General features: G+C 35.6%; 10 protein-coding genes, 2 pseudogenes and 1 other annotated feature. All 12 genes and pseudogenes read left to right on the top strand.

Annotated elements, in window-relative coordinates; translation table 11 throughout:
* Positions 1–205 (top strand): annotated as a pseudogene (locus tag RWR88_RS07200) (hypothetical protein); the annotation flags it as partial.
* Positions 206–713: 508 nt separating this feature from the next.
* On the top strand, positions 714–1,571 hold the full coding sequence (locus RWR88_RS07205; protein WP_314350014.1) for a MetQ/NlpA family ABC transporter substrate-binding protein: 858 nt from the start codon (positions 714–716) through the stop codon (positions 1,569–1,571).
* A gap of 66 nt (positions 1,572–1,637) precedes the next feature.
* Positions 1,638–2,663: a methionine ABC transporter ATP-binding protein gene (locus tag RWR88_RS07210; protein WP_314350013.1), complete on the top strand. Its 1,026-nt coding sequence runs from the start codon at positions 1,638–1,640 to the stop codon at positions 2,661–2,663.
* A complete protein-coding gene (locus RWR88_RS07215; protein ID WP_020991446.1) occupies positions 2,656–3,369 on the top strand; it encodes a methionine ABC transporter permease in 714 nt (237 codons plus the stop codon). The genes RWR88_RS07210 and RWR88_RS07215 overlap by 8 nt, the downstream gene beginning before the upstream one ends.
* Positions 3,370–3,949: 580 nt before the next feature.
* Positions 3,950–5,341: pseudogene (locus RWR88_RS07220) on the top strand (sucrose-specific PTS transporter subunit IIBC); the annotation flags it as partial.
* A gap of 83 nt (positions 5,342–5,424) precedes the next feature.
* Positions 5,425–6,831, top strand: coding sequence for a glycoside hydrolase family 32 protein (locus tag RWR88_RS07225; protein WP_314451456.1), 1,407 nt, complete (start codon positions 5,425–5,427; stop codon positions 6,829–6,831).
* Positions 6,832–6,865: 34 nt separating this feature from the next.
* Positions 6,866–7,070: a binding site (T-box leader), on the top strand.
* Positions 7,071–7,121: 51 nt separating this feature from the next.
* Positions 7,122–8,570, top strand: coding sequence for a proline--tRNA ligase (gene proS, locus RWR88_RS07230; RefSeq protein ID WP_314451458.1), 1,449 nt, complete (start codon positions 7,122–7,124; stop codon positions 8,568–8,570).
* A 237-nt stretch (positions 8,571–8,807) separates the two neighbouring features.
* Positions 8,808–9,539 (top strand): tRNA (adenosine(37)-N6)-threonylcarbamoyltransferase complex dimerization subunit type 1 TsaB, encoded by a 732-nt coding sequence (tsaB, locus tag RWR88_RS07235; protein WP_314451460.1) that lies wholly within the window; start codon positions 8,808–8,810, stop codon positions 9,537–9,539.
* A complete protein-coding gene (rimI, locus tag RWR88_RS07240) occupies positions 9,523–10,611 on the top strand; it encodes a ribosomal protein S18-alanine N-acetyltransferase (RefSeq protein WP_314451462.1) in 1,089 nt (362 codons plus the stop codon). Before tsaB ends, rimI begins: the two co-directional genes overlap by 17 nt.
* The gene (gene tsaD / locus RWR88_RS07245) at positions 10,608–11,627 is read left to right on the top strand and encodes a tRNA (adenosine(37)-N6)-threonylcarbamoyltransferase complex transferase subunit TsaD (protein ID WP_314451464.1); all 1,020 of its coding nucleotides are present in this window, start codon (positions 10,608–10,610) and stop codon (positions 11,625–11,627) included. The genes rimI and tsaD overlap by 4 nt, the downstream gene beginning before the upstream one ends.
* A 157-nt stretch (positions 11,628–11,784) precedes the next feature.
* A complete protein-coding gene (locus RWR88_RS07250; protein ID WP_006703870.1) occupies positions 11,785–12,030 on the top strand; it encodes a type B 50S ribosomal protein L31 in 246 nt (81 codons plus the stop codon).
* A 253-nt stretch (positions 12,031–12,283) separates the two neighbouring features.
* Positions 12,284–13,347, top strand: a 1,064-nt coding sequence (locus RWR88_RS07255; protein ID WP_314451466.1) for a YSIRK-type signal peptide-containing protein, incomplete at its 3' end; no start/stop codon positions are given.

The following is a 13,347-nucleotide window of genomic DNA, read 5'->3' on the forward strand; positions in this document are numbered from 1 at the left end:
TGGGCATTTGGCGACTGTAGAATATCAAAAGGAAGAAGCTTTAAGACAAGGATTACAGCAAGGATTAGAACAAGGGTTAGAACAAGGATTACAGCAAGGTAGGATTGAAATTGTTGTAGATTTAATTAAAAATGGAATCCTATCGAAAGAAATAGGAGCAAAGCAACTAAATATTTCTGAAAAAGAATTAAATATGTACTTATAAAGATGAGAGAGACTTTTTGTTTTGGCAAGAAGTCTTTTTTGTTTCCATGCGGAAAAACTATGGAACGTAATAGTTAAAAACTATATTGAATATTTATCTAAAGTCGTTGACAATAACTTGCTTATATATTATATTATTTACAACAGATAAATAACTGATGCAATGAACAGATAAGTAAATAAAAGCGAACGTAAAAAGAGAGTCCGGTTGGTGAAAAAGGATGCAGGAACTTTATTGAAAATGGTCTGGGAGCAACAGGAGTGATAAAGCTTCTGCGAATGGTGCCCGATACCGTACTAGAGTATAAACATGTACTTATAGAGTAACAAGCTGTGAAGTTTGTTAAAAATAGAGTGGTAACGCGATCCTTCGCCTCTAGTCAAAAACTAAGGTGGAGTTTTTTTATGGCTTAAATACTTGTAACATCAATTATCTGATTCGACGATTGACGGAATGCGCGCCCGTTAATCATCATATATCAATGTAAAAAGAAAAGGGGAATTTATTTATGAACATTTCAAAATTAATTAAAACAGCAGCATTAGGATTAGTAGCAACAACATTAGTTGCATGTGGAAACGGAGCATCTCAATCAAAAGATTCAGCAACAACAGCAGCTCCAAAAGTAGAAGATAAAAAGATTACAGTAGTAGCTTCACCAGCACCACACGGTGAAATTTTAGAAGCAGCTAAATCAATTCTTAAAAAAGATGGATATGATTTACAAATCAATATCGTAAATGACTACGTAACACCTAACCAAATCGTATTCGGAGGAGATGCAGATGCAAACTACTTCCAACATACACCTTACTTAGAAAAATTCAACAAAGAACATAATGAAGACTTAGTAAGCGTTGGGAATGTACACATCGAACCAATGGCTATCTACTCTAAAAAATATAAATCTTTAGCAGATTTACCAGAAAATGCAACAGTATATGCTTCAACAAACCCAGCTGAAGTTGGACGTTTCTTAGCATTCTTCACTAAAGCAGGTTTAATTAAATTAAAAGATGGCGTTAAACCAGTTGACGCTCAATTAAGCGATATCGTTGAAAACAAAAAGAACATTCAAATCAAAAATGAAATCGCTCCTGAATTATTAGTATCAACATTTGAAGCTAATGAAGGTGATGCAGTAATCATCAACTCAAACTTCGCTATCGATGCAAAATTATCTCCTAAAAAAGATTCAATTGCTTTAGAAGATGAAAGCTCACCATATGCAAACTTAGTAGCAGTTAAACCAAAAGATAAAGATTCAGACAAAGTTAAAGCTTTAATCAAAGCATTACAAAGTGATGAAATCCGTAAATTTATTTCTGATAAATATGCAGATGGATCTGTAATTCCTGCAAAATAATGATAAAATACAAGGTGTGGCATACGCTATTTGCCACACCTTTTTTAGAGTATAAGGAGAAGAATGATGATTAAAATACAAGAAGTTTCTAAAATTTATCATGGCAAACAAGGGACAGTTGAGGCGGTAAAAGATGTTTCATTAGACATTAATAAAGGAGAAATTTTTGGGATTATCGGTTTTTCAGGAGCTGGTAAAAGTACATTAATTCGTTTGTTAAATGGTCTTGAATCCGTTACAACAGGTCATATTTTTGTTAATGATAAAGATATTACTACATTAAAGAAAAAAGAATTATTACAAGAACGTCGTAAAATTGCGATGATTTTTCAACATTTTAATTTATTATGGTCACGTACAGTGGAAGAAAATATTGCTTTTTCATTAGAAATTGCTGGAGTGGCAAAAGATGTTCGTCAAAAGAAAGTAGCTGAATTAATTGAAATTGTAGGATTAACTGGAAGAGAAAAATCTTATCCATCTCAATTATCTGGAGGACAAAAACAAAGAGTAGGGATTGCTCGTGCATTAGCCAATGATCCAGAAGTATTATTATGTGACGAAGCAACAAGTGCATTAGATCCAAAAACAACAAAAGATATTTTGAATTTATTAGTAGAAATTAATAAACGTTTAGGATTAACAATTGTATTAATTACACATGAAATGCATGTTGTTCGTCAAATTTGCCATCGTGTTGCTGTAATGGAACAAGGTAGAGTGGTTGAAACTGGGGAAGTATTAGATGTGTTCAAAAATCCTCAACAAACCATTACAAAACAATTTGTGGGGGAAGAACGTTCTGAACAAGATTTACATGATGTTTTTGAGCATTTATCAACTTCACTTCGTCCTGGAGTAGCTGTTCGTATTCAATATTTAGGGGATACAACTGCAGAAGGGATTTTATCAGAAGTAATTCGTAAACTAGATGTTTCGATTTCAATTTTACAAGCGCATGTAAATGTAACGCAAAAAGGTGTGCTTGGAAGTATGATTATTTTAATTGAAGAAGAATCTGCTAAAGCTGAAGAAGTGATTGATTTCTTAAGAAAAGCAGAAATTATTGTGGAGGTACTAGAGAATGTTTAATGTGTTTTTAGCTCAAACGAGTTTTTCAGAATTATTCCATGAGATGTTGAGTTTTAAAAATGTAGATTGGAATGAAGTTATTAAAGCGACTAACGAAACAGTTTATATGAGTTTTCTATCTACTTTCTACGTATTTATTATTGGGTTAGCTCTGGGTTTATTTTTATATTTAACAAGTCCTGGTAGAAGTTTAGAAAATAAATGGGTGAATTTATTCCTTTCTGGAATTATTAATATTTTCCGTTCGGTTCCATTTATTATTTTACTGGCTTTATTAATGCCTTTTACGAAAGCGTTGATGGGGACTATTTTAGGTCCTAAGGGTGCAATTCCAACTTTAGTCATTAGTGCGGCTCCTTTCTATGCTCGTTTAGTGTCTATTTCGTTAAATGAGATTCCTTCTGGGGTTGTAGAAGCGGCTGAATCAATGGGTGCTACGACTCGTCAGATTATTACGAAGGTGTTAATTCCTGAATCTCTTCCTGCGTTAGTGTCTGGTATTACGGTAACAACGATTGCGTTAGTGGGTTCTACTGCTGTTGCGGGTGTTATTGGTGCTGGGGGATTAGGGAACTTGGCTTATATGATTGGTTTTACTCGTAATAAGCAGGATATTATTTTTGTAGCTACGGTTGCGATTTTAATTCTTGTGTTCTTGATTCAATTCGTTGGAGATTATGCAGTGAAGAGGATTGACAAACGCTGATAAATTTCGAAATAGACTTCCCAATTGTAGTAGCAGGGGACGGCAGCAAACAGCTTTGCTGTTTCATGCCTAAAAATTGAGCCTAAGGTCTCAATTTTCCTGTCCTATAAGCCAAGTTGGCTTATAGGACTAATGCTACTACGGGAAGTCTTTTCTTATGTGCGTTTATTTATTAGAGTACATTTTAGACATCAGCAACGTTAGAGGTTTTACGTTTTTTGTTAATGTCACCCCATAAGCTTTTATCTGTACAAAAAATAAAAATACAACGGACTTTTCAAGTAGCATTGGTAATAGAAACTGTCGCATCAGTTTCTATTACTGGGAAATTTGAGACCGAGGCTCAAATTTTAGCCAAGAGATTCGCAAAGCGAAGCTACTGGCGTCCATTGCTACAGCTCAAAAAGTCCGTTGTATTTTCATTTTTCTAAATGATAGAAATGAAAACAACCTTTTCATGAAATTTACATCATTTACATTGTTAGAAGTGGTTGACAAGTGTCTTGTTTTCATTTATCTTATGTATGCAAACCGGTTCCAAGATTTGGTTCCCAATTGAAAAAAGAAAGGATAGTTCAACATGAATTATGATGTAATTGCAAAAGAAGTCCTTGAAAATATCGGAGGACGTGAAAATGTTCAATCTGTTGCACACTGTGCTACACGATTAAGAATTATGGTTCTAGATGAATCAAAAATCAACAAAGAAGCGATTGACCAATTAGAAGGAGTAAAAGGCGCATTCTTTAACTCGGGTCAATACCAAATTATCTTTGGAACAGGAACAGTCAATAAAGTCTATGAATCTGTTGCCCGCTTAGGAGTAGCAGAAACTTCAACAGCACAAATGAAAGAAGAAGCGAAAAAACAAGGAAACTTATTCCAAAGAATGAGTAGAACATTCGGAGACGTATTCGTTCCAATTATCCCAGTCTTAGTAGCAACAGGATTATTCATGGGATTACGTGGATTATTAACAAACCCAATTTTCCTAGGATTATTCGGAATGACACCTGACGTGATTGACAAAAACTTCTTATTATATACACAAGTATTAACAGATACAGCATTTGCATTCTTACCAGCCTTAGTAGCATGGTCAACCTTTAAAGTATTCGGTGGTTCACCAGTACTTGGAATTGTATTAGGATTAATGTTAGTAAACAGCGCATTACCAAACGCTTATGTAGTAGCTGCCGGTGGAGCAGAGCCAATCGTATTCTTTGGATTCATTAAAGTAGTAGGTTACCAAGGAACAGTATTACCAGCATTCTTCGTTGGGATGATTGGTGCTAAATTAGAAAAATGGTTACGTACAAAAGTTCCGGATGCATTAGATTTATTAGTAACACCATTCTTAACATTTTTAGTAATGAGTGTTCTTGGATTATTCATCATTGGACCATTCTTCCACTCAGTTGAAACATTAGTACTAAATGCAACTGAATTTGTTTTACAATTACCATTTGGTCTAGCAGGAATTATTATTGGTGGATTACAACAAGTTATCGTAGTAACTGGAGTTCACCACATCTTTAATTTCTTAGAAACACAATTATTACAATCTTCAAAAATTGCTACAGGTGTGGAATTAAATCCATTCAATCCAATTATTTCAGCAGCAATGGCTGCACAAGTAGGAGCGACATTAGCAGTTGCCTTCAAAACAACAGATACAAAATTAAAAGCTCTAGCATTACCATCAGCTTTCTCTGCTGCATTAGGAATTACAGAGCCAGCAATTTTCGGGGTTAACTTACGTTTTGGTAAACCATTTGTAATGGGATTAATCGGAGGAGCTACAGGAGGTTTCTTAGCAGCTTTATTCCAATTAAAAGCAACAGGTATGTCTGTAACAGTATTACCAGGGATGTTATTATTCTTAAATAGCCAATTCCCATTATATGTACTAGCAATCGCAGTAGCCTTTGCAGTAAGTTTTGCTTTAACATATACAATCGGTTATAGCGACGATATGTTGAAAAAATAAAATGTAAAAAAGAAAGTCGAAGCGTCACATGATAGCTTCGACTTTTATGTAGATGAGGAGTATCAATGAATTTAATGAGAAAGAGTAATACTGGAAAATATGGTTTAGTCTATCATATTGTTCCTCCATATGGATTAATGAATGATCCAAATGGATTGATTTATTTCAAAGGGCAATATCACGTGTTTTTCCAATGGAATCCAACGGATACAAAGCATGCGAATAAACATTGGGGACATCTTGTTTCTGACGATATGATTCAATGGAAAAGAGTAGAACTAGCATTAGCTCCAGACCAATGGTTCGATAAAAGTGGTGTTTATTCTGGTAGTGCATATGTTCATCAGGATCAATTATGGTTATTTTATACAGGGAATGTAAAAGATGAAGAAGGAAATGCTTTTAGTTATCAATGTTTAGCAATCTCAGAAGATGGCATTTATTTTGAAAAGAAAGGGCCATTATTCGAACATCCGAAAGGCTATACAAGACATGTCCGTGATCCAAAAGTTTGGTATGATGCACGTGTAGATCATTATTGGATGGTTGTAGGAGCTCAAACGGAAGATTTAAAAGGTGATACATTAGTGTATCGTTCAGAAGACTTACTTCACTGGGTATTGAATGGTTCGATTAGTACGGAAGAAAAAGACTTCGGTTATATGTGGGAATGTCCAGATATGATTCCATTTGAAGAAAAGGATGCATTTATTTATTCTCCACAAGGAATTGAAGCTACTGGAGAACGATTCAATAATTTATACCAAACAGTTGTGCAATTAGGGAAGTTTACAACTGATGGGAAATTCATTGTAGAAGAGGATAACTTAACAGAAGTCGATGCTGGATTTGATTATTATGCTCCACAAAGTTTCCAAGCAGAAGATGGACGTATTCTTCAATATGGTTGGATGGGAATTCCAGAAGGAAAAGAAGCGCTGATTCCAACAATTCAAGATGGCTGGATTCATGCCTTAACCATTCCACGTGAAGTATCCGTTCAACATGGAAAATATCTTCAAAAACCTGCACGTGAATTATGGAATTTAACAACTAATGTACAAAAAATTCAATGGAATGCGACTCGTTTTGAATCGGTCCTTTCTTCACCTGCACAAGTGTGGACAGTGAATTGGAAAGAAGCTGTTCAGGATAAATTAGCAATTCAATTACGTAATGAAATTTTCATTCAATATGATGCAGAAACTCAAGTATTATCTGTCGGTCGTACCGATTGGGAAACAGGAGAAAGAGAAACAAGAGAAAGAACGTTACAATCTCCATTGAAACATCTAAATGCCTGGATGGACTACTCAAGTTTAGAATTATTTGTCAATGAGGGAGAAGAAGTATTCACGCTTCGATTCTTTACGGAAGAAGAGGCATTAGACTTTGTGGTTCAGCAAACAGTCGAACAAGAAATGGCGATTGAAGTTTATAGTATGAAGGAAAGTGGATTTATCTTAGAGTAAGTACACATAACACTTGCTTTCTAGCCGTTTTTTCGGTAGTATAATGCATGGAATAGTAAGTTCTGAAATGGGTACAGAAAGTTCTTCATGGCTGAGAGAGAACCCCCGCTTTTAGAATTGAACCTACCAATAGATTGATTATGAAAATAATCCGGTTTGCGTACCGTTATCACGTTCCAAGAGACATTTAACAATGAAAATGTAATTAAAGGTGGTACCGCGAGTCATTCGTCCTTTTATAGGAGGAGTGGCTCTTTTTGTTCCACGATTATTAGAAAAGGAGTGCTACTATGGCAGAAAAAACAAACTTGCAAAGAGAAGATTTCTCAAAATGGTATATTCAAACCATTCAAAAAGCTGATTTAATGGATTATTCACCAGTGCGTGGATGTATGATTTTCAAACCAGATGGATATGAAATTTGGGAACATATTCAAGAAGAATTTAACCGTCGCTTTAAAGAAGAAGGAATTCGTAATGCTTACTTCCCAATGTTAATTCCAGAAAGTTTCTTCACAAAAGAAGCGGATCATATTGAAGGATTTGCGCCAGAATTACCATGGGTAACTGAAGCAGCTGGTGAAAAATTAGAAGAACGTTTAGCATTACGTCCAACAAGTGAAACAATGATTGGAACTGCGTTCTCAAACTGGATTAATTCATACCGTGATTTACCATATGAAGTAAACCAATGGGCAAATGTATTCCGTTGGGAAAAGAAAACTTTACCATTCTTACGCACATCTGAATTTTTATGGCAAGAAGGACATACAGCTCATGCAGATGAAGCAGATGCACGTCGTCGTACAATGAGAATGTTAGATATTTATAAAGAAGTCGTAGAAGGCGTATTAGCCGTTCCTGTCTATGAAGGACAAAAAACTCCATCAGAACGTTTTGCGGGTGCAGTAGATACTTATTCAATCGAAGCAATGATGAAAGATGGAAAAGCTGTACAAGCTGGAACTTCTCATTATATGGGTACAAAATTTGCCGAAGCATTTGATATTAAATATTTAACAAAAGAAAATGAACATGTGTATGCACATACAACTTCATGGGGAGTTTCTACTCGTTTAATCGGTTCATTGATTATGACACACGGAGACGAACAAGGATTAGTATTACCTCCAAAAGTAGCTCCAACACAAGTAGTTTTAATTCCAGTTGGACCATGGAAGAAAAATCCAGCCATCTTAGAAAAATTAGAAGAATTACAACAACAATTAAAAGCAGCAGGCTTACGTGTGAAAATTGATGATACAGACAACTCACCTGGATTCAAATTCAATGAATGGGAATTACGTGGAGTTCCAATGCGTATTGAATGTGGCCCACGTGATTTAGAAAATAATCAAGTAATGACAAAAATGCGTGACTTAGATGAAAAAGTTGCGGTAGGTTTTGATGTGTTATTAGAAACAATTCAAGCTGAATTAGAAAAAATGCAAGGACGTTTATTAGAAACTGCTCGTGCAATGCGTGCTTCTAATGAATATACAAACATTGATACTTTAGATGAATTAAAAGCCCATATTGAAGAAAAACGTGAAGCTGGCGAAGTACCTGGTTGGGTATTAGTTGGTTGGGATGGAACAGAAGAAACAGAAGCGAAAATCAAAGAAGAAACTGGATTTACGACTCGTAATATTCCATTCAAGCCACCAGTGAAGAAAGAAACATGTATCGTTTCAGGCAAACCAGCAACACAAACAGTATGGATTGCTAGAGCGTATTAATAAGAATGTGCAAAGAAAGATATTCTGAATCGAACCGTTGGTAGAAGAAGCCGAGGGCGACGAAAGTCGCACCGGATTCCACCGAAACGCACGTCGATTCAATCTTTCTGAGCCGTATTCAAACAATGTGAGAAGAAAGACAATTTGAATAAATGATGGAAGAGGGTAAAAGTGCAAAGGGTAGCACGAATTGCCCTCCTTCACACTTTTTAAACAAAACTAGAAAGGAAGTGCTCTATGCCCGTATTGGCTATTGATACCTCAAATAAAACTTTATCGGTTGCCATTGTCAAAGATGAGGGAACGATTGTTGAACGAACGGTTCCAGACACTTTACAACATAGTGTCAAACTAATGCCGGCAATTCAAGAAGTACTTCAAGAAAGTCAAGTCAGTATGCAAGAACTAACAGGTGTTATTGTTGCCAAAGGACCAGGTTCGTATACTGGACTTAGAATTGGAGTAACAGTTGCAAAAACTCTTGCGAAGACATTGCGTATTCCGCTAAAAGCTGTCTCAAGTTTACAAGCGATTGCTACAAATGTTGTAGAAGCTGTTCCTGAGGGAACCTATGTTGTTCCATTTTTTGATGCTCGTAGAGATAATATTTTTACCGGTCTTTATCAAGTGAAGCAACAGTTTCCTCAATTGATAGCACCAGAACGTCATATTTCTTGGGTTGATTGGTTAGAAGAGTTAGCGACTTATGAAGCTTCTCTTTATTTTGTAGGACAATTGACAGATACACAAAAAGACTTGGTGGTAGAGAAATTAGGAGATAAGGTGGTATTTTCTAAAGAAAGTGATGCTATTGCTCATGCTGGATTCTTTAGTAAATTAGCACAAGATGCACCAGAAGAAGATGCAGACGTTTTTGTGCCAACATATTTGAAATTAGCGGAAGCAGAAGAAAATTGGAAAGCGAGCCATCAAGAAGAACAGGAGACAAACTATGTGGAGCGCATGTAAAGATTGGACACAATCTTTATGGCAACAATTAGAAAGATTAGCAGAACAAGCAATTCCTGTAGGAGACTTTATCGTAACCCAATTGCCTCAGCAATCAAAACGAATTCCTTTATCAAATGGATTAATTGCGACCATTCGCCTTGCTACCATCGAAGACATTGATGCAATTACCTATGTAGAAGAAGAAGCGTATATGGGAAATCCACCTTGGGAAAGAGACGCTTTTGCAGAAGATTTAACGTATAATACAAAAGCCATTTATATCGTTCTTGAAATAGATGACGAAATTAAAGCGTTTATTGGTGCAAGAGTGACAACGGAAGACCTTCATATTACGAATATTGCTGTTCATTCGGATGTACGATTTTTGGGATGTGCGACCTTATTAATGAAGCAATTAGAAAAGTATGCACGATTTTTAGAAAAAGAGTCCATTTCCCTAGAAGTAAGAGTGTCCAATAAAAAGGCCATTCGTTTATATGAGAAATTCGGATTTATTCAAACAGGATATAAAGAAAAATATTATAAAAATGAAGTAGAGGATGCGGTACTGATGACTTATCTATTACCCCCTAAAACACCAGAATCTGTCTCCTCATCAGAGTTTTCGTTTAAACGATTAACGGTTGAAGATGAGGTGGCAGAACAGTTATACCAATTAGTGCAACAACATTATGAATATCCTGGACATTGGAGTGCAAAAGCGTTCCAAGAAGATATTGCTTCTGAACATGGAGCTTATTATGGTGTGTATCATGTGGATACTTTAATTGGATTTGTTGGGATGCAAGTCGTATTAGATGAAGCAACGATTACGAATATTGTGATTCACACAGGATTCCAAGGGAAAGGACTTGCCCAACGTTTATGGCAAATGGCGTGTTATGATTTAGGGTTGCAAGAAGTCGCAACAGTATTTTTAGAAGTACGAGAATTTAACCATCGTGCTCAGCAATTATATGAAATTTTAGGATTTGAGTGTTATCATAGAAGACGTGATTACTATACAGATCCATTAGAAGATGCCTTACTCTATCGATTAGAACTCAAGAAAGGAGCATGTGAACAATGACAAAGGAAGTCGTTATTTTAGCCATCGAAAGTAGCTGTGATGAAACAAGTGCAGCAGTTGTTGTCAATGGACATACATTATTATCAAATATTGTCGCTTCTCAAATCAAAAGTCATATGCGATTTGGAGGAGTTGTACCAGAAATTGCAAGCCGTCACCATGTAGAACAAATTACGCAAGTGATTGAAGAAGCATTAGTGCAAGCTGGCAAAACAATGGAAGAAATTGATGCAGTAGCGGTGACTATTGGCCCAGGATTAGTAGGAGCTTTACTAATCGGGATTTCAGCTGCAAAAGCAGTAGCACTAGCAGCGAACAAACCATTAATTGCCGTCAATCATATGGCAGGACATATTTATGCAAACCAATTAATCGAACCATTACAATTTCCATTAATGGCATTAGTCGTGAGTGGTGGACATACAGAATTAGTGTATATGCCAGAAGATGGACAGTTTGAAATTATCGGTGAAACACGAGATGATGCAGCTGGAGAAGCCTATGATAAGATTGGAAGAATTTTAAATTTACCTTATCCAGGTGGAAAGAAAATGGATGAATTAGCGCATAGTGGAGAAGATGTCTATGATTTTCCAAGAGCGATGATTCATGAAGACCATTATGACTTTAGTTTTAGTGGATTAAAATCAGCGGTTATCAATCGAATTCATAATGCAAAACAAAAAGGCGAAGAAATTATTCCAGAAAATGTTGCGGCAAGTTTCCAAGCAAGTGTTGTAGAAGTATTAGTTGAAAAAAGTAAACGTGCACTACAAGAATATCCTGTGAAACAATTTGTGTTAGCAGGAGGAGTTGCAGCTAACCGTGGACTTAGAACAGGATTACAAGAGATGATGCAAAGTCATTATCCAACCGTAACGTTCTCAATTCCACCAATGAATTTATGTGGCGATAATGCTGCAATGATTGGTGCAGCTGCGTATTCAAAATGGTTAGAACAAGATTTTGCAGCGATGGATGTCAATGCAATGCCTGGTTTAGAACTAGGAGATTAGGGAAATTATTTTGGAATTTTAAGCTAAGAAAAATCTATTTCAGCTAATAAAAATAGTTGCATTCTATGCCCAAGCATGCTATTATACTTGTGTTGCTTTATGCATAAAATAAAATAACTCTGGATTAGGCAATAATTCAGGGCAGGAGGAATAGAAAATGAAACAAGGAATTCACCCAGAATATCGTCCAGTTGTTTTCATGGATACAACTACTGGATTCAAATTCTTATCAGGTTCAACAAAATCTTCAAACGAAACTGTACAATGGGAAGATGGTAACGAATACCCATTATTACGTGTTGAGATCACTTCTGATTCTCACCCATTCTATACAGGTCGTCAAAAATTCACACAAGCAGACGGACGTGTGGATCGTTTCAACAAAAAATACGGTCTCAAATAAGAAGACAATTCTCAAACCTTTCTCGATTTCGAGAAAGGTTTTTTTGTGTTTTAAGGGAGCATATTTTATAAGAAAGTCAGTAAATTTTTGAGGAAAATAGTTAAAAAAATTAAATTAAGTTATTTGTGATAGGTTTCTCTAATTACAAAAATATATATTTCCGTGAACATGTAAATAGCTTTATTAAAATGAAAGAAAACGTTTGACTTTACAAATTAAAAGTGTATGATAGAGTGTATATACTGTCATTTTTATGCTCATTATTAAAATGAGAAAAGGGGAAAAGGAGAAAGAATTACATGTTTTTTATAATCAAAAACAGCAAGTAAATGAGAAAAGACAAAAATTCTCAATACGTAAGTATAAAGTAGGAACATTTTCAGTCGTAGTCGGTGCGTTATTTTATTTGAATGGAATTTCAAATATGGTACAAGCTACTGAAATTTCTGAAAATTCAGTTCCAGCATCAGTTGAAGAAAAACAGTCGGGAGAAAGTAAAAAAGCGGAGGAACCACAACAGCCAAAAGTTCAAGAAGCTGTCAATACAACCGTAACTCAACCAGCAGTAACAGAAAAAACTGAAATTGAGACAAAAAAAGAAACTTCAAAAGCAGAAGTAAAACAAGGGGATGTAGCAGTTGATTCTATGACAGAACATCCAGCTGCAGCATCTAAAGTAGAGACAAAACCTGTTGAAGAAAATAAGGAAACTCAAAAAGAGAGTGCTGAAAATGAGGCATTCATTCAAGAACTAAATCAAGTATTGCTTGAAGGGAAATCGCTTGAGAGCAATGTGCACGTTGCCTTTCGATTAGAAGTAGAACAACTCGTTAAAGAAATGGAAGAAGCAACAAAAAATTCTAAAAGTATTACAAAAGAAACTATCGAGCAGTTTAAAGAAAAAATTCAAAACCTTAAAAAGAAAAATGATGAGTATCAAAATGGCTTAAACGAAAAAGTAAATAAAATCAAAGCTTTACAAGAGGAAATTAACAGTATTTCGTCTTCTATTCAGTATACACTTGAACCACAGGAAACAGCATTATTAAAAGTATCGGGAGAATTTTCGGTTTCAAGACAAACAGTTGAAGAAGCAGATGGACTCATTACTTCTTTAAAACAATTAAGAAATAAAGTAGCCAACCGAATGACAAGAGCTCATTCTGGAAAACGTGACCCACGAAATGGGAAACCGATTAATGGGAATGGTGAGAGTGAATTTAGGGCGGTATACTTTCTACCTACGCAAAATCAGCATGGAAGAGGAGAAGCTGGGTTAGTTACTGAAGCAAGAACAGACTTGACATATTATAATTC

This window comes from uncultured Granulicatella sp. (assembly GCF_963528195.1).
In the GTDB taxonomy this organism is placed as follows: domain Bacteria; phylum Bacillota; class Bacilli; order Lactobacillales; family Aerococcaceae; genus Granulicatella.

Bases quoted from the DNA above. Each gene is read 5' to 3' on its own strand.
- RWR88_RS07205 (WP_314350014.1), top strand. From the start codon at position 714: ATGAACATTTCAAAATTAATTAAAACAGCAGCATTAGGATTAGTAGCA.
- RWR88_RS07210 (WP_314350013.1), top strand. From the start codon at position 1,638: ATGATTAAAATACAAGAAGTTTCTAAAATTTATCATGGCAAACAAGGG.
- RWR88_RS07215 (WP_020991446.1), top strand. From the start codon at position 2,656: ATGTTTAATGTGTTTTTAGCTCAAACGAGTTTTTCAGAATTATTCCAT.
- RWR88_RS07225 (WP_314451456.1), top strand. From the start codon at position 5,425: ATGAATTTAATGAGAAAGAGTAATACTGGAAAATATGGTTTAGTCTAT.
- proS (WP_314451458.1), top strand. From the start codon at position 7,122: ATGGCAGAAAAAACAAACTTGCAAAGAGAAGATTTCTCAAAATGGTAT.
- tsaB (WP_314451460.1), top strand. From the start codon at position 8,808: ATGCCCGTATTGGCTATTGATACCTCAAATAAAACTTTATCGGTTGCC.
- rimI (WP_314451462.1), top strand. From the start codon at position 9,523: ATGTGGAGCGCATGTAAAGATTGGACACAATCTTTATGGCAACAATTA.
- tsaD (WP_314451464.1), top strand. From the start codon at position 10,608: ATGACAAAGGAAGTCGTTATTTTAGCCATCGAAAGTAGCTGTGATGAA.
- RWR88_RS07250 (WP_006703870.1), top strand. From the start codon at position 11,785: ATGAAACAAGGAATTCACCCAGAATATCGTCCAGTTGTTTTCATGGAT.